Origin of the sequence: Streptomyces sp. NPDC014894, assembly GCF_043080985.1 — a bacterium.
Lineage (GTDB): Bacteria > Actinomycetota > Actinomycetes > Streptomycetales > Streptomycetaceae > Streptomyces.
The window spans coordinates 81,585-97,082 of sequence record NZ_JBIBWD010000008.1 but is presented as its reverse complement, the minus strand read 5'-3'; the positions used below and the strand labels follow the sequence as shown (position 1 = coordinate 97,082).

The window sequence follows — 15,498 nt, the reverse complement described above, 5'->3', positions numbered from 1 at the left end:
CCGGTGGTCAGGCGTTCTCGGCGGTCAGCCCCGCGCGGATCTCACGGGCGGCGGCGACCAGGTTCTCCAGGGAGGCGCGGGTCTCGGGCCAGCCGCGGGTCTTCAGGCCGCAGTCGGGATTGACCCAGAGGCGTTCGGCCGGGATGGCCTCGAGCCCCTTGCGCAGCAGGGCGGCGGCCTCCTCGGCGCTCGGGACCCGGGGGGAGTGGATGTCGTAGACGCCCGGTCCGGCCTCGCGCGGATAGCCGTGGGCGGCCAGTTCGCGGGCGACCTGCATATGGGAGCGGGCGGCCTCCAGGCTGATGACGTCGGCGTCGAGATCGTCGATGGCCTGCACGATGTCGCCGAACTCCGCGTAGCACATGTGCGTGTGGATCTGGGTGGCCGGACGGACGCCGCCGGTGGTGAGGCGGAAGGACTCGGTGGCCCAGGCGAGATAGCCGGAGTGGTCGGCGGCGCGCAGCGGGAGGGTCTCGCGGAGCGCGGGTTCGTCGACCTGGATGACGGAGGCGCCCGCGGCCTCCAGATCGTTCACCTCGTCGCGCAGGGCGAGGGCGACCTGCCGGGCGGTGTCGCCGAGCGGCTGGTCGTCGCGGACGAAGGACCAGGCGAGCATGGTCACCGGGCCGGTGAGCATGCCCTTGACGGGCCGTTCGGTGAGCGACTGGGCGTACGAGGTCCAGCGGACCGTCATCGCCTCCGGCCGGGAGATGTCCCCGGCCAGGACCGGTGGGCGGACATAGCGGGTGCCGTAGGACTGGACCCAGCCGTGCTGGGTGGCGAGATAGCCGGTGAGCTGCTCGGCGAAGTACTGGACCATGTCATTGCGCTCGGGCTCGCCGTGCACCAGTACGTCGATGCCCGCCTTCTCCTGGAAGGCGAGGACCTCGCGGATCTCGTCCTTGATGCGCTCCTCGTACCCGGGGGTGTCGATGCGCCCGGCGCGCAGATCCGCGCGCGCGGTGCGCAGCTCGTTCGTCTGCGGGAACGAGCCGATGGTGGTGGTGGGCAGCAGCGGCAGCCGGAGCAGGTCCCGCTGGGCGGCGGTCCGCTCGGCGTACGGCTGGGAGCGGCGGCCGTCGGCGTCGGTGACGGCCGCGGTACGGGCGCGTACCGCCGGGTCGTGGGTGAGGGCGGATCCGGCGCGGGAGGCCAGATCGGCCCGGTTGGCGGCGAGTTCGGCGGTGATCGCGCCGGTGCCCTGGGCCAGTCCCTTGGCGAGGGTGACCAGCTCGGCCGTCTTCTGCCGGGCGAAGGCGAGCCAGCGGGCGATCTGCGGGTCGATGTCGCGTTCGGCCCCGGCGTCGAGGGGGACGTGCAGCAGGGAGCAGGAGGCCGCGACGTCGACGCGGTCGGCGAGACCGAGCAGGGTGCCGAGGGTGGCGAGGGACTTCTCGTAGTCGTTGATCCAGATGTTGCGGCCGTTGACCACGCCCGCGACCAGGCGCTTGCCGCGCAGTCCGCCGACGGCGGCGAGATCGTCGAGATTGCCGGCGGCCCGCTCGGTGAAGTCGAGGGCGAGCCCTTCGACGGGGGCCTTGGCCAGTACGGGCAGGGCCTCGCCGAGGCGGTCGAAGTAGGAGGCGACCAGCAGTTTCGGACGGTCGGTCAGTCCGCCGAGGTCGCGGTAGGCGCGGGCGGCGGCGTTCAGCTCGGCCGGGGTGCGGTCCTGGACCAGGGCGGGCTCGTCCAGCTGGACCCACTCCGCGCCGGCCGCGCGGAGATCGGCGAGGACCTCGGCGTACACCGGCAGCAGCCGGTCCAGCAGGGTCAGCGGTTCGAAGTCGGCGGCGACGCCGGGCGCGGGCTTGGCCAGCAGGAGATAGGTGAGGGGGCCGACGAGGACCGGGCGGGGGGCGAGCCCGAGCGCGAGGGCCTCCGTCAACTCGGCGACCTGCTTGGACGGGTCGGCGGTGAAGACGGTGTCGGGGCCGAGTTCGGGCACCAGATAGTGGTAGTTGGTGTCGAACCACTTGGTCATCTCCAGGGGCGCGACGTCCTGGGTGCCGCGCGCCATGGCGAAGTAGCCGTCGAGGGCGTCCGCCGCGACGGCGGCGCGGTGCCGCCCGGGGACAGCCCCGACCATGACACTGGTGTCCAGCATGTGGTCGTAGTACGAGAAATCGCCGGTCGGCACCTCGTGGACGCCGGCGTCGGCCAGCTGACGCCAGTTCGTCCGGCGCAGATCCGCCGCGGTCTCCCGGAGGGCGTCGGCGGTGACGCGGCCCTTCCAGTACCCCTCGACGGCCTTCTTCAGTTCCCGGTTCTGGCCCTGGCGGGGGTAGCCGTACACGGTGGCCCGTGCTGCCGCGGCTGCGGACTTCGCTGTCACGGAACTCTCCTTCGCGAGATGTCTCCTGTGGATCCCGGTGACGGGACGAGGAGGCGAAGGGAGGACACATCGGACGGACCCGTGCCGCGCAGGGCGCGGTCGTCCGCCGGATATGGTCGCCGACCCGCCCACGAGGTCACCGGGATATCCGCACACGAACGGGTCGTGCGCGGACAGCGGGCAGGTCTTCGGACTCGCGGGCCCGCCGTCCGGTCTCCCGGTCGGCACCTACTGGCCGTCGCTTCCCAGATCCGTTTCCCGGATCCAGTGCGTATGACGGCGGTCGTTCCCACTCACCGCTGCGGGGCAGTCCCGGATTTCCACCGGGTTCCCTCTTGCGACGCGTCTGTCTGGCGGACAGGGCGAACCAGCTGCACCGGTCAGCGTAGAGGGATCGCGTGCCTTCGGACAGTGCTGTTCACATTCCGGACCGTGACATGAGACACGGATGGTTCGGGATTGGCGGCGGCCGACCCGCGCCGAGCAGGCCGGATCGGAGGGGGGAGGGCTCGCCGCGGGCCGCTCGTACGGGGCGCTCGTCCGGGCGGACGAGCACGGTGGTCCACGACCGCGGCGGCCTCGGCCGGAGCCGCCGGGACCCGGCGGCCCGGGCCCTCGACAGGATGGCCGAGGACCTGACGGACCTTCTCGACCGCCTCGGCCCCGGGCCGTTCGTCCTCGTCGGCCACAGCTGGGGCGGGCCGCTCGTACGCCTCGCCGCCGGGGCCGCCCCCGAACGCGCAGCGGACCTCGTGCCGGCCGACCCCGCCGACGAAGCCCGCGATCTGTTCTTCGAACGCTCCGTCCGCCGACAGGAGAGGATCGGCCGGCCGGCGGGCTGCTCGCCCCCGCCCACCGCACGATGCTCGACGCGCTGCCCGAGGACGCCGCCGCCGACATGCGCCGGGAGGGCTTCACCGTACGGGCGACGCGCACCCGGGCCGCCGCCCCCGCGCACCGATCGCCCGGGTCGCCCGGCCGCGTTCCCCGCCGACGCGCGCGGCCGGAGGGATAGGCTCGCGGGATGCCGGAGACCGCGCTGCTCATCATCGACATGCAGATCGCCCTGTTGGCCGACGCCCATGACGCCGACGGCTGTCTCTCCCGGATCGCCGGCCTCGCCGGCCGGGCCCGCTCCGCCGGGACGCCCGTCGTCCATCTGAGGCAACGCCTCGACGCCTACCCCGTGCCCGCCGAACTCCGCGACATCCACCCGGCGGTCGCGCCCCGGCCGGGCGACGCCGTCCTCGACAAGGACAGCGCCGACTCCTTCCTCGGCAGCGGCCTCGGCGACCTGCTGCGCGGACGGGCGGTGCGCCGGCTGGTCGTCACCGGCTTCGCCACGGAGTACTGCGTCGACTCCACCGCCCGGGCCGCTCTCTCCCTCGGCCACGATCTCGTGCTGGTCTCGGACGGACACACCACACCGGTACGCCCGGTGGGCGTCGTGCCGACCGCGGCCCAGGTCGTCGAGCACCACAACACGACCTTCGCCACCATCCAGTACCCCGGACGCTCGATCCGGGTGACGCCGGCGGCGCGGGTCCGCTTCGACTGACCGCCGGGGGCCCGGGGGCCGCGCCCGCTCAGCGGCCGCGCTCCCACGCCTCCCACAGCCGCGCGTACCGCCCCCGCGCCCGCACCAGCTCCGTATGCGTCCCGGACTCGACGGCCCGGCCGTCCTCCATGACGACGATGCGGTCGGCCCGCGCGGCCTGGCCGAGCCGGTGGGCGATCACGATGGCGGTACGGCCGGACAGCGCCGAGGCCGCCGCCCGGTCGAGCAGACCCGCGTCCGTGCTCCCCGCCTCCGCCGTGGCCTCGTCCAGGACCGCGACCGAGGGGGCGGCCAGGGTGAGCCGGAGCAGCGCCAGATGCTGCGACCGCGCGGCGGTCAGCTCGTGGCCGCCCGCGCCGACCGGGGTGTCGAGTCCGGCGGGGAGCCCGTCGATCCACTCCGCGCCGAGCCGCGCGGCCGCCGCCCGGATCCGGTCGTCGTCCGCGCCGGGGGCGAAGAGGCGCAGATCCTCCGCGACGGTCCCGTCGAAGACATGGACCTCCTGGCTCACCAGGACGGTCCGGGCGCGCCCGGCCGGTGACGCGGCCCGCGCGCCGTCGATGACGATCTCGCCGCTGTCCGGGCTCAGCACACCGGCGACGAGCTTGGCGAGCGTCGTCTTCCCGGCCCCGCTGGCCCCGACGATCGCGACGGTCTCCCCGGGCTCGACGGTCAGCGAGACCCGGTCGAGCGCGAGCCGGCCGGGACCGTATCCGTACGAGACCCGGTCGAGGACGACCCGGCCGCCGCCGGACGGGCCGGGCGCCGGCGGGGGGCAGGCCGCGGGCGGCTTCGGCAGGGCGGTGACGCCGACGAGACGCGCCAGACCCGCCCCGGCGTCCTGGAGTTCGTCGACGTTCGAGAGCAGCACGCCCACCGGGCCGAACAGCTGGTGGAAGTAGAGGGCGGCGGCGGTGGCCGCGCCCAGGCTCACCGCGGAGTCCATGACCAGCCGGTGGCCGACCGCCAGCACGGCCGCGAGACCGATCAGCTCGGCGACGTTCAGCAGCCCGTAGAAGCCGTTGCGCAGCCGTACGGCGTCCAGCTCATGGCCGATGGCGCGCTCGGAGGAGGCCGCGATCCGGGCGAGCCGCCGGCGCTGACTCCGGAGGGCGGCCACCGTGTCCGCGCCGTTGAGGGTCTCCACGATCTCCTGGCCGCGAGCGGCCTCGGCGCTGTGCAGCTCCCGGTACACCGGACCCGACCGGGCCAGGAAGCGCCGCAGCGCCACGTACTGGAGGGGCGCTGCGGCGAGCACCGCGAGGGCGAACCGCCAGTCGATCGCCCCGATCCCGATCAGGGTGAGCGCGATGGTGAGGAACGCGGAGACGAAGGCGGGCAGCACCCGTCCGATGACGGTGTTGACGGCCTCCGCGTCGCCCGCGACCCGGGACACGAGATCGCCCGTCCCCGCCTTCTCCACCAGGGCGGAGGGCTGGGCGACCGCCGTGGCGAAGACGTCCTCGCGCAGCTCGGCGAGGGCGTGCTGCGCGGTGCGGGCCAGCAGCAGCCGCCCCCACCGGCCGAGGCAGGCGCTCAGCAGCGCCGCCGCGAGCACCCCGCCGGCCGGCAGGAGCAGCTCGTGCCGGGGCCGCTTGGCGATCACGATGTCGACCATCACGCCCAGCAGGGCGGGGGCCGCCAGCGCGGACGCGGCGGCGGCGAGCAGCACCACGACGGTTCCGGCGAGACGGGCCCGGTGGGGAGAGAGGAGGCGGAGGGCGCCGCGGGCGGTCTCCCGGGTGGAGGCGACGGGCAGCGGCGCCGGTCCCGCGCCGTCCGCCGCCGTGCGGTCCCCGGGCTCCGTCGGTGTGGTGGTCATCGCGCGGTCACCCGGTCCTGGTGCGTCCCGGCCGCCGGCCCGGACGGCTCCGGGGCCTCGTGGACCCGGTCGCAGGCGCCGAGCAGGGCGGGGCTGGTGGTGACGAGGACGATCGCCCGGTCGCCGAACCCGCGCAGCGCCCGGGCGATGCGGTCCTCCGTGACGCTGTCGACGGAGGTGGTGGGCTCGTGCAGGACGAGGACGGGCTGCGGCTGGTGCAGGGCCCGGGCGAGCAGCAGCCGCTGCCGCTGGCCGCCCGACAGCAGCCGGCCCTGTTCGCCGACCTCGGAGGCGGTTCCGTCCGGCAGATGGGTGAGCACGTCGTCCAGTCCGGAGGCGGTGAGGGCGGCCGGGTCCACCGCCTCGGCGGCGAGATTGTCGGCGACGGTGCCGGTGAACACGGCGGAGTCGTGCGGCGGTGCGAAGACGGTACGGCGCGCCTCGTCGGGGGAGAGCCCCGCGACGTCCCGGCCGCGCAGCAGATACCGGCCCGGCTCCGGGACCCGCCGGCAGGAGATCAGTTCGGCCAGCTCCCGGGCGGTCTCACCTTGGGCGCGGATGCCGACGACCTCGCCCGGCCCGGCGGTGACGGCCGGGCCGTCGTCCAGCCGCAGGGCGAGGAGCGGGCCGTCGGAGGGACGCTCCTCGGTCCCGTCCTCGGGGCCGGCGGTCCGGTCCGGGGGAGCCGCGGACGGCTCGGGGAACCGGTGGGGGACCGCGAGGAGTTCGGCCAGTCTGCGGGCGGAGCCGCGTTTGGAGGCGACGGCCGCGCCCAGGAATCCGAGGGTCTCCATCGGCCCGGCGACCACCTGGGCGAGACCCACGGCGGTGACGAGATTCCCGACCGTGATCGACCCGTCCAGCGCCATGAAGCCCGCGACCAGCGCGATCCCGGCCAGGGCGACCCCGGAGAGCGCGGAGTTCAGCGCGGACAGATCCGCCAGGGAGCGGATCCGGCGCAGCGCGGCCCGCGCGGACTCCTGGCTGGCGTCCCGGTAGCGGTCCGCCGCCGTGCCCTCGGCCCCGAAGCCCTTGAGCACCCGCAGCCCGCCGGTGAAGTCGGCCGCCAGCGCGCCCGCCCGGGCGGCCCCGCGCTGCTCGGCGTACACCCGCCGCTCCAGCGGTCCGCTCAGGAGATGGAGCGCCAGCAGCTGGACGGCCGCGACCGCCAGGACGAGGGCGGCGAGCTGCCAGGAGATCAGCAGCAGGGCGGCCGTCGCCGTGAGCAGTCCGGCGAGCGCGCCGCCCTGCTCGGCGAGGACCCAGGCGAGGCCGGAGACGTTCGACGCGTCGGAGGTGGCGACGGTGAGCACATCGCCGGGGGAGCGTCTCGTGGCCATGCCCCGGGGGTGCAGCACCCGGCCCGCCGCCAGCAGCCGCAGCTCGTGCTCTCCGTAGGAGTAGACGTGCGTGGTGAGGCGGGAACCCGTCCGCCAGCAGAGGATCAGCAGGGCGAACAGGAGGGCGAGCGCGGACAGCAGGCTCAGCAGCGCGCCGGTGTCCCCGGTGCGGACGGCCCGGTCGATCACCACGCCGATGAGGACGGGGACCATCGCCTCCGCGACCTGGTGGCCCGCGAATCCGGTGCCGGCGACGCCGAGACGCCGACCCCGGCCGGACCCGAAGGACCCGTGCCGGATCAGCGCGCCCGGGCTCGCCGGACCGCCGTCGGGAGGGGCGGGCCGTGGTGCGCCGGTGCGGTGTCCGGGCGGTCGCGGCCCCGGGGAGGCGGGGGCGGGGCGGGTGTCGGGAGCGGTCACCGCCTCACGCTAGGAAGGCCGGGGACGAGTACACAAGCAGGTAACGTGACACGCTATGACGGTAAAGCGACAAAGGGCTTCGGCGGTGCGCCTCTGGGGCGCGCCCACGCTGGAGCCCGACGAGTGGACCGCGTACGTGCCCGGCGGGGAACGGCAGGTCGAGGATCCCTGGCTGCTCACCACCAGCACCTTCACCGCGCGCGAGCCGATGGAGTGGGAGAAGATGTCCCACCCCGAGCCGGAGCTGCTCTGGTCGAGCACCGGCAATGTGACGGTCGAGGCTGCCGGGCATGTGTGGCTCGTCCCGCCCGCGCTGGGGATATGGCTGCCCGCGGGCATGCCCCACCGGGTCAAGGCGAGCGCGGGCGCGGTCACCTACGCCACGTATCTCAATCCCGGCCTCGTCCAGACGTCCTGGCACACCGTCACGGGCATTCCGATGAGTCCGCTGCTGCGCGAGATCCTGCTGCACAACCAGCGGGAGGCGATGCCGGAGGACGCGCGGCTGCGGCTCCAGCAGGTCGGGGTGGACCTCGTCAGACCGGTCCAGGCCACCTCGCTCGACATCCCGCTGCCCAAGACCCCGGAGCTGCGCTCGATCGCCGAGCGGATCATCGCCGATCCGGCGGACGACCGTACGACGGAGGAGTGGGCGAGGGAGCTGGGGCTGAGCGGCCGCACCCTGATGCGCTGGTTCCAGCGGGACACCGGCGTCAGCCTCACCCAGTGGCGCATCCTCGTCCGGGTCCGGTCCGCGCTGATCGACATCGCGGCCGGCAAGCCGGTGGTCTCGGTGTCGCGCCGGCTCGGCTATGCCAATCCGAGCACCTTCATCGATCTCTTCCGCCAGGTCACGGGCCATACGCCCGCGGCCTACTTCCGCTCGGTGAGCGGGCTCGACGATCCGGCGCGGGCAGCTCCTCGCCCACGGTCCACCGTGTCGTGAAAACGGCGCCCCGCCCCCGGCCCGCCGTGTCGTGAAACCGGAACAGAGTGTCGCCATACCCTGATGGGAACTGGGTTACCTTTCTTAGGTAAGCCTGCCCTAAGCCCGAATTGGCGGTCTGTCGACCGTCCGTACGGGTCCCCGAAGGAGTCCGATGACACCCCGCACCACCCCCGCCTTCCGCCTCCCGCGACGCAGAGCCCTCGCGGCGGCGGCCGTGGGCGTCGCCGCCGTGCTGACCCTCAGCTCCTGCTCGGCGGAGGCGAAGAACTCCGGCGGGGACTCCGGCAAGGGCTCCGGCGCGAAGACCCGCACGGTCACCGACATCGCCGGGAAGGTCGAGGTCCCGGCCGAGCCCCGGCGGATCGTCTCCGTCGACTTCTACTCCCCGGCCGCCCTGGTCGACCTCGGGATCAAGCCGATCGGCGTCGTCGAGGGCTTCGACGACCCCGACCCGAACCTCCGCCCGAAGAAGTACCACGACGCCCTCGGCAAGACGGCGACCGTCGGGACCTACTACGAGCTGAACATCGAGGCCGTGGCGAAGCAGGACCCGGACATGATCTTCGCCGAGACCCGCTTCCTCCGGAAGGGCGAGCTGGAGCGGCTCCAGGGCATCGCCCCCGTCGTCCAGCTCGACGCCTCCGGCGTCGGCGCCTGGGAGGACCGTACGCTCATGATCGCCGCGGCCGTCGGCAAGGCCGACGAGGGCAAGCGGCAGCAGACGGTCTTCAGAAAGCGCGCGGCCGAGCTGAAGACCGAGTACGCGGACGTCCTGACCAAGAACAAGATCGCCGTGTTCGGCTACGGCCAGGACCAGTCCACCTGGGGCACCTACCCCGCCGGACACTTCTACGTCCCCTCCTGGGACGCCGTCGGCGCCCGGTTCCGCTCCTTCACCGAAGGGGAGCACAAGGGCGAGCCCGGCACGGTGAGCCAGTGGCTGTCGCTCGAACAGATCGGCAAGCTCTCCAACGCGGACATCCTGATCCACTCCTACGGGGCCGGGGACTTCGTGACCTCCCTCTCCAAGAACACGGTGTGGAAGAACCTCCCCGCGGTGAAGAACGGTCTCGTCTTCGAGAACATCCCCGCCGCCGTGGTCTCCTCCTTCGAATGGGGAACGGAGAGCCTGAACCAGCTCGACACCCTCCTCGCCCGGATCGACGCCAAGGCCGGAAAGTGACCGCCGCCGCCCCCTGCGTCCTCGCGGAAGTCACCGCGGTGCGCGCGCTTTCCCCTGGGATGACCAGGGTTACGCTCCACAGCGAGACCCTCCGCTCCTACTCCTCGACCCGGATCGGCGACGAGTACGTCCGCGTCCACTTCCCCGAGCCGGGAGCCGAACCGGTTCTGCCCGAGATCGGCGAGAACGGCGGATGGAACTACCCCGAGGGCCGCTACCCGCATGTCGCGCCCTACACGATCCGCCGGTTCGACCCGGCGGCGGCCGAGGTGGACATCGACTTCGTCCTGCACGGTCACGGCCGCGCGGCGGGCTGGGCGCAGGCGGCCCGGCCCGGCGACCGGATCGTCTTCGGCCCGCCCCGGCGGCTCTACGAACCGCCCGCCGGAGCGGCCCGCCAGATCTTCGTCACCGACGCCACCGGTCTGCCCGCCCTGGGCCGCCTCCTCGAACAGCTCGACCCCGAGACCGAGGCCACCGCCGTCGTCGAGATCGCGGACGCCTCCCACGCCCTCGAACTCACCGGACCCTCCCGGCGGCTCGACGTGCGCTGGATCCCCGGCCGGGGCAACGGCGTCGGACCCAGCGCCATCACCGAGGCCCTGCGCGAACTCACGATCGCCCCCGGCGCCTATGTCTGGGTGGCCGGTGAATCCACCGAACTCCGCGTCGCCCGCCGCTACCTCCGCCACGAACTGCGCCTGCCCGCCGAGTGGTATCAGGTGATCGGCTACTGGACCTTCAAGCACGAGGAGTGGCTCCGGCGGTACGAGGCCCTCGACGAGGAGACCGTCGCGCGCCTGGAGAGCGTCTGGACCCGCACCGACGACGCGGAACTCGGACGCGACCTCTACGAGAAGCAGCTGGAGCGTCTCGGCCTATGAGCACCACAGTGGCCGCCGGTCGCGCGGGGCGGCCCGGACCGGACCCGGCCCCGCCGTCCGGACCGCCCGCCGCCCGCGGCGAGGACGGCGGACGGTGCCGCCCGGGGCTGGTGAGCACCAACGCGGGCCGAACCCTCGGACTCCTCGTCTCCCTCGCCGTCCTGGGCGCGTGCCTGGTGCTGAGCCTCGCCTTCGGCGCCAAATCCATCCCCGTCGCCGACGTCTGGCAGGCGCTGACCGCCTACGACGGCTCCGAGGACGCCTTCATCGTGCGCGACCTGCGGGTGCCGCGCGCCTTCCTCGGACTGATCGTCGGGGCCGCCCTGGGCGTCTCCGGAGCCCTCATCCAGGCGCTCACCCGCAATCCGCTGGCCGACCCCAGCATCCTCGGCGTCAACGCCGGCGCCGGATTCGCCGTCACCATCGGCGTCGCCTTCCTCGGACTCACCTCGATCGGCCAGTACCTCGGCATGTCCTTCGCGGGAGCCGTCGTCACCACCACCCTGGTGTACATCCTCGGATCGGCCGGCCGGGCCGGCGCGACACCGGTCCAGCTGACCCTCGTCGGCGTGGCCTTCAGCGCGGTGCTCGCCGGGATCTCCGCCGCCGTCGCCCTGCTGAAACCCGAGACCCTCGACGCGATGCGCGGCTGGGCGGCGGGCTCGCTCGCCGCCCGCGACTGGGACGTCATCCGGGCCGTGCTCCCCTTCATCGCGGCGGGCCTGGTGCTCGCCCTCCTCTCGGCCCGCTCCCTGAACGCCGTCGCCCTCGGCGACGACCTCGCCCGGTCCCTGGGCGCGGGCATCGGCCGCACCCGGGTCATGGTGGTCGTCGCCGTCACCCTGCTCGCCGGGGCGGCCACCGGCGCGGCCGGACCCATCGGCTTCGTCGGCCTGATGGTGCCCCATGTCGTCCGCTGGTTCGTCGGCCCCGACCAGCGCTGGATCATCCCGTACACCATCGTCTGCGCGCCGATTCTGCTGATCGTCTCCGACACGGTCGGCCGCATCGTCCTCACCCCCCAGGAACTCCAGGTCGGTATCGTGACCGCGTTCATCGGAGCCCCCGTGCTCATCCTGCTCGTACGCCGCAAGAAGGCGAGCGGACTGTGAGCGGCCCGGCCGTCGACTTCGGCAGAACGGTCCTCGTCTCCCGGGGCTCCCGCTGGTCGCTCCGCGCCGACGCGCGCACCGCCGTCGCCTGCGCCGTCTTCTCCCTGCTCACGGCCGCGGCCGTGCTGATCTCCCTGGCGTACGGCACCTACGAGATCCCGCTCGGCGAGGTGATCAGCACACTGACCGGCGGCGGGGAGGCCGGCACCAGGAAGATCATCGTCGAGTGGCGGCTTCCCCGGGCGCTGCTCGCCGTGCTCTTCGGCGCCGCCCTGGCCATCGCCGGAGCGATCTTCCAGTCCGTCAGCCGGAACCCGCTCGGCTCACCGGACATCATCGGCTTCTCCTCCGGCTCCTACACCGGCGCGCTCGTCGTCATGCTGCTGAGCGGCGGCGGCTACTACCAGGTGGCCGCGGGCTCGCTGCTCGGCGGCATCGCCACCGCGTTCCTGGTCTTCGTCCTGGCCTACCGCCGGGGCGCGCAGGCCTTCCAGCTGATCATCGTCGGCATCGCGATCTCTGCCATGCTCGGCGCGTTCAACACCTGGCTGCTGCTGCGGACCGACCTCGAGGAGGCCATGCTCGCCGCGGTCTGGGGCGGCGGCTCCCTCAACAGCCTCGGGTACGACCAGCTCTGGCCGGTCCTGGGCATCCTCGCCGTGCTCGTACCCCTGGCCCTGGCGACCGGCCCGGCGATGCGGCAGCTCGAACTCGGCGACGACGCGGCGGCCGCCCTCGGCACCCGAACCGACGCCGTACGGCTCGTCGCGGTCGTGCTGGGAGTCGCGCTCACCGCCCTGGTGACCGCCTCGGCCGGCCCCATCGCCTTCATCTCCCTCGTCGCACCGCAGATCGCCCGGCGCGTCACCCGCTCCTCGTCGGTCGCCCTGCTGCCGTCCGCCGTGCTCGGGGCCTTCCTGCTCGTCCTCGCCGATCTGACCGGCCAGCGTCTCTTCGCCCCGGTCCAGCTGCCGGTCGGCATCGTGACCGTCTCGATCGGCGGAATGTACTTCGTCTGGCTGCTGGTGCGCGAAGCCCGCAGGGCCGGCTGACCCGACCGAACGCCCGAGGAGCCCGGACATGACCAGAGCCCAGAGCCGCCGCACCACCCACACCCCGAAGGCCATGCACACCGAAGACACCCCCACCGCCCGACTGCACACCGACGACACCCCCACCGCCCGGCTGCGCGCCGAGAACATCACCCTCGGCTACGACGGCCGCACCATCTCCCGTGACCTGTCCGTCCACATCCCCGACGGATCGTTCACCGTCATCGTCGGCCCCAACGCCTGCGGAAAGTCCACCCTCCTCCGGGGCCTGGCCAAACTGCTCAAACCCACCACCGGCCAGGTCGTCCTGGACGGAAAGGCCATCACCTCGTACCGGTCCAAGGAAGTCGCCCGGGTGCTCGGACTGCTCCCGCAGACCTCGCTCGCCCCGGACGGGATCACCGTCGCCGACCTCATAGCCCGCGGCCGCCACCCCCACCAGCGGCTGATCAGACAGTGGTCGGCACAGGACGAGGCCGCCGTGCTGCGGGCCATGGAGGCGACGGACGTCTCCGCCCTCTCGGGCCGGCCGGTCGACGAACTCTCCGGCGGCCAGCGCCAGCGGGTCTGGGTGGCGATGGTCCTCGCCCAGGAGACCCCGCTGCTCCTGCTCGACGAGCCGACGACCTTCCTCGACATCGCGCACCAGATCGAACTGCTGGAGCTGTTCACCCGGCTCAACCGGGAGGGCCGCACCCTGGTCGCTGTCCTGCACGACCTCAACCAGGCCGCACGCTACGGAACCCATGTCATCGCCATGAAGGACGGGACCGTCGTCGCCGAGGGCGCGCCCTCGGACATCATCACCGGGGAACTCGTCGAAGAGGTCTTCGGACTCCCCTGCACCATCATCACCGACCCCGTCGCGGGAAGCCCGCTCGTCATCCCCCTGGGCAGCGCGGGCGCCGCCCCTCGCGCGGCGGCCGCCGCCGGATGACCGCGCACCGCCCGGCGCCCCGGGACCGCCGGCCCCCCCCCGACCGGCCCGGTCGATAGGGTGACCGGCAGTCGACCAGGGAATCGAGGCACGCCCATGACCGCGGAGGGACGCACCGCCACGGTGCGCGGCAAGGTCTTCGGCGAGGTCGCGGAGGCATACGACGCCGCCCGCCCGGGATACGCCGACGCTCTCGTCACCGAGGTGCTGGACCACGCGGCGCTCGGCGACCGGGCGGCCGTGGAGATCGGCGCGGGCACCGGCAAGGCCACGATCCCCTTCGCCGCGCGCGGAGTCCCGCTCCTGTGCGTCGAGCCCGACCCGCGCATGGCCGAGGTGCTGCGCCGCAACACCGCGGGACACCCCAACGTCCGGGTCGAGGTCCGGGGCTTCGAGGAGTGGCGGCCCGGCCCGCGCCGCTACGGGCTGCTCTACGCCGCCACCTGCTGGCACTGGATGGCCCGCGACCGCCGCTGGGACCTCGTCCACACCGCGCTGGAACCCGGCGGGACGGTCGCCCTGTTCTGGAACCCGCACGCCGTGGTGGACAGCGGACTGCACGCGGAACTCGCCGAGATCGACCGCCGCCACGGCGTCGTCGCCCCGCCCCACGGCCAACTGGCCTCCGCCCTCGGGGACGAGCCCGCGGGCAGCGGACCGGGCGACGACTGGCCCGAGGCCGAGTGCCGCCGCGACGGCCGCTTCACCGACCTGCGGTCGATCCGCTTCCGCCGTCCCGCCCGCTACGACACCGCCCGCTATCTGTCCTATCTCGCCTCGGTCTCCGCCTACCGCATCCTCCCCGAGGACCGCCGCGAACGGGCCCTCGCCGACACCGGCCGGCTGCTCGACGCCCACGGCGGCGGCATCGACATGCACCACATGAGCGACCTCTTCCTCGCCCGGACCCGCTAGCCCGCCGCCCCCGTGCTCCGGCGGCCCCCTGTGCTCCGGCGGCCCCCTGTGCTCCGGCGGCCGCCGGGACCGGCCCGCGATCAGGCCGCGGCGGCCGTCCCTGCCGTGAGGAGGTGGCCGCTGATCCCCAGCAGGGAGGGGACCGACTCGACGCGCCGCAGCGCCGCCAGCACGGCGTGCCGCTGATCGCCGTCCGCCGGGCGGGCGACCGCGTCCCGCATCAGCCAGGCCGCGCCCTCCAGCCCGTACTGGCCGGTCGGCGTCAGCCCCGCCGCCCGGAACTCCTCAGGGACCTCGGCCGGTTCGTGGAAGTAGGCGGTGGTGAAGGAGCCGCCCTCGGCGCTGTGCCTGCCGTCGCGGCTGAAGGCGTCGACGAACGCCCGCAGCCCGGGATCGGCGTACCCGCCGTTGTCGAGAGAGTCGTGGAGCCCGGCGAAACGATTGATCGTGGCGGCGACCACCAGCCCGCCCGGCCGGACCGCCCGGCGGGCCTCGGCCAGCGCCCGCACCCGGTCCCGCCGCTCGGTGAGGTGGTACAGCGGCCCGAGCATCAGAACCACCTCGGCCGAGCCGTCCGGCACGGGCAGCGCGCGGGCGTCCCCCGCCCGGGCGGTGACACCGGGCAGCGCGGCGGCCTGCTCCACATGGAGCGGCACCGGATCGATCACCTCCACACGATGACCGTCCCCGGCGAGCCAGGCCGCGTGCACACCGCTGCCGCCCCCGACGTCCAGGATCGTGGCCGGGGGCTCCGGCAGCAGCCTGCGGAGCACGTCCTGGGTGCGCCACAACTCCAGCCGCCCGACCCCGGTGCGCAGCCTGCCGTCCTCCTTCCCCCGCTCGTAGTAGGCGAGGATCTCCTCCCGCAGCACGGGCGATCCGGCGGGGGCCTGTTGCGAAGCGGTGTCTGCCATGGGACCGAGCCTGGCGAGGCGCCGCCGGGATCCGCAACCGGATTTCGCCCGTTCCGCTGCGGGCCCGTGCCGCCGGGCCG

General features: G+C 73.7%; 13 protein-coding genes and 1 riboswitch. Of the genes, 9 read left to right on the top strand and 4 right to left on the bottom strand.

Features of this window, described 5'->3' with window-relative positions:
* Window positions 1-7: 7 nt before the first annotated feature.
* Entirely contained in the window at window positions 8-2,332 is a 2,325-nt protein-coding gene (metE, locus tag ACF089_RS20225) for a 5-methyltetrahydropteroyltriglutamate--homocysteine S-methyltransferase (protein WP_392028354.1), read from the bottom strand.
* Between the two features lie 161 nt (window positions 2,333-2,493).
* A riboswitch (cobalamin riboswitch) is annotated at window positions 2,494-2,719 on the bottom strand.
* Between the two features lie 50 nt (window positions 2,720-2,769).
* Here metE and ACF089_RS20220 point away from each other — a divergent pair.
* Entirely contained in the window at window positions 2,770-3,495 is a 726-nt protein-coding gene (locus ACF089_RS20220) for an alpha/beta fold hydrolase (protein WP_392028353.1), read from the top strand.
* The gene (locus ACF089_RS20215) at window positions 3,378-3,890 is read left to right on the top strand and encodes an isochorismatase family protein (protein ID WP_392028917.1); all 513 of its coding nucleotides are present in this window, start codon (window positions 3,378-3,380) and stop codon (window positions 3,888-3,890) included. Before ACF089_RS20220 ends, ACF089_RS20215 begins: the two co-directional genes overlap by 118 nt.
* A gap of 28 nt (window positions 3,891-3,918) precedes the next feature.
* Here the strand turns inward: ACF089_RS20215 and ACF089_RS20210 are convergent, their stop codons facing one another.
* Window positions 3,919-5,712 (bottom strand): ABC transporter ATP-binding protein, encoded by a 1,794-nt coding sequence (locus tag ACF089_RS20210; RefSeq protein WP_392028351.1) that lies wholly within the window; start codon window positions 5,710-5,712, stop codon window positions 3,919-3,921.
* Complete coding sequence (locus ACF089_RS20205) at window positions 5,709-7,472, bottom strand: ABC transporter transmembrane domain-containing protein (protein ID WP_392028349.1); 1,764 nt, start codon at window positions 7,470-7,472, stop codon at window positions 5,709-5,711. Before ACF089_RS20205 ends, ACF089_RS20210 begins: the two co-directional genes overlap by 4 nt.
* A gap of 55 nt (window positions 7,473-7,527) precedes the next feature.
* Between ACF089_RS20205 and ACF089_RS20200 the strand changes: the two genes are divergently transcribed.
* The 7 genes from ACF089_RS20200 to ACF089_RS20170 all read left to right on the top strand — a co-directional run bounded on the left by ACF089_RS20200 (window position 7,528) and on the right by ACF089_RS20170 (window position 14,504).
* Window positions 7,528-8,418 (top strand): AraC family transcriptional regulator, encoded by an 891-nt coding sequence (locus ACF089_RS20200; RefSeq protein WP_392028348.1) that lies wholly within the window; start codon window positions 7,528-7,530, stop codon window positions 8,416-8,418.
* 154 nt (window positions 8,419-8,572) lie between these two features.
* Window positions 8,573-9,604, top strand: a complete 1,032-nt coding sequence (locus tag ACF089_RS20195; RefSeq protein WP_392028346.1) for an ABC transporter substrate-binding protein — start codon at window positions 8,573-8,575, stop codon at window positions 9,602-9,604.
* On the top strand, window positions 9,601-10,488 hold the full coding sequence (locus tag ACF089_RS20190) for a siderophore-interacting protein (RefSeq protein ID WP_392028344.1): 888 nt from the start codon (window positions 9,601-9,603) through the stop codon (window positions 10,486-10,488). Before ACF089_RS20195 ends, ACF089_RS20190 begins: the two co-directional genes overlap by 4 nt.
* Complete coding sequence (locus tag ACF089_RS20185) at window positions 10,485-11,600, top strand: iron chelate uptake ABC transporter family permease subunit (RefSeq protein WP_392028342.1); 1,116 nt, start codon at window positions 10,485-10,487, stop codon at window positions 11,598-11,600. Before ACF089_RS20190 ends, ACF089_RS20185 begins: the two co-directional genes overlap by 4 nt.
* Complete coding sequence (locus ACF089_RS20180; RefSeq protein ID WP_392028340.1) at window positions 11,597-12,652, top strand: FecCD family ABC transporter permease; 1,056 nt, start codon at window positions 11,597-11,599, stop codon at window positions 12,650-12,652. The genes ACF089_RS20185 and ACF089_RS20180 overlap by 4 nt, the downstream gene beginning before the upstream one ends.
* Window positions 12,653-12,725: 73 nt before the next feature.
* Window positions 12,726-13,589: an ABC transporter ATP-binding protein gene (locus ACF089_RS20175; RefSeq protein ID WP_392028915.1), complete on the top strand. Its 864-nt coding sequence runs from the start codon at window positions 12,726-12,728 to the stop codon at window positions 13,587-13,589.
* 96 nt (window positions 13,590-13,685) lie between these two features.
* The gene (locus ACF089_RS20170) at window positions 13,686-14,504 is read left to right on the top strand and encodes a class I SAM-dependent methyltransferase (RefSeq protein WP_392028338.1); all 819 of its coding nucleotides are present in this window, start codon (window positions 13,686-13,688) and stop codon (window positions 14,502-14,504) included.
* An 80-nt stretch (window positions 14,505-14,584) separates the two neighbouring features.
* On the opposite strand, the gene ACF089_RS20165 is transcribed toward ACF089_RS20170, so the two are convergent.
* On the bottom strand, window positions 14,585-15,418 hold the full coding sequence (locus ACF089_RS20165) for a class I SAM-dependent methyltransferase (protein ID WP_392028336.1): 834 nt from the start codon (window positions 15,416-15,418) through the stop codon (window positions 14,585-14,587).
* Window positions 15,419-15,498 lie beyond the last annotated feature (80 nt).

What these genes read in the sequence shown, in the direction of transcription:
- ACF089_RS20220 (WP_392028353.1), top strand. Translation starts at nt 2,770, where the DNA reads ATGAGACACGGATGGTTCGGGATTGGCGGCGGCCGACCCGCGCCGAGC.
- ACF089_RS20210 (WP_392028351.1), bottom strand. Translation starts at nt 5,712, where the DNA reads ATGACCACCACACCGACGGAGCCCGGGGACCGCACGGCGGCGGACGGC.
- ACF089_RS20200 (WP_392028348.1), top strand. Translation starts at nt 7,528, where the DNA reads ATGACGGTAAAGCGACAAAGGGCTTCGGCGGTGCGCCTCTGGGGCGCG.
- ACF089_RS20195 (WP_392028346.1), top strand. Translation starts at nt 8,573, where the DNA reads ATGACACCCCGCACCACCCCCGCCTTCCGCCTCCCGCGACGCAGAGCC.
- ACF089_RS20185 (WP_392028342.1), top strand. Translation starts at nt 10,485, where the DNA reads ATGAGCACCACAGTGGCCGCCGGTCGCGCGGGGCGGCCCGGACCGGAC.
- ACF089_RS20175 (WP_392028915.1), top strand. Translation starts at nt 12,726, where the DNA reads ATGCACACCGAAGACACCCCCACCGCCCGACTGCACACCGACGACACC.
- ACF089_RS20170 (WP_392028338.1), top strand. Translation starts at nt 13,686, where the DNA reads ATGACCGCGGAGGGACGCACCGCCACGGTGCGCGGCAAGGTCTTCGGC.
- ACF089_RS20165 (WP_392028336.1), bottom strand. Translation starts at nt 15,418, where the DNA reads ATGGCAGACACCGCTTCGCAACAGGCCCCCGCCGGATCGCCCGTGCTG.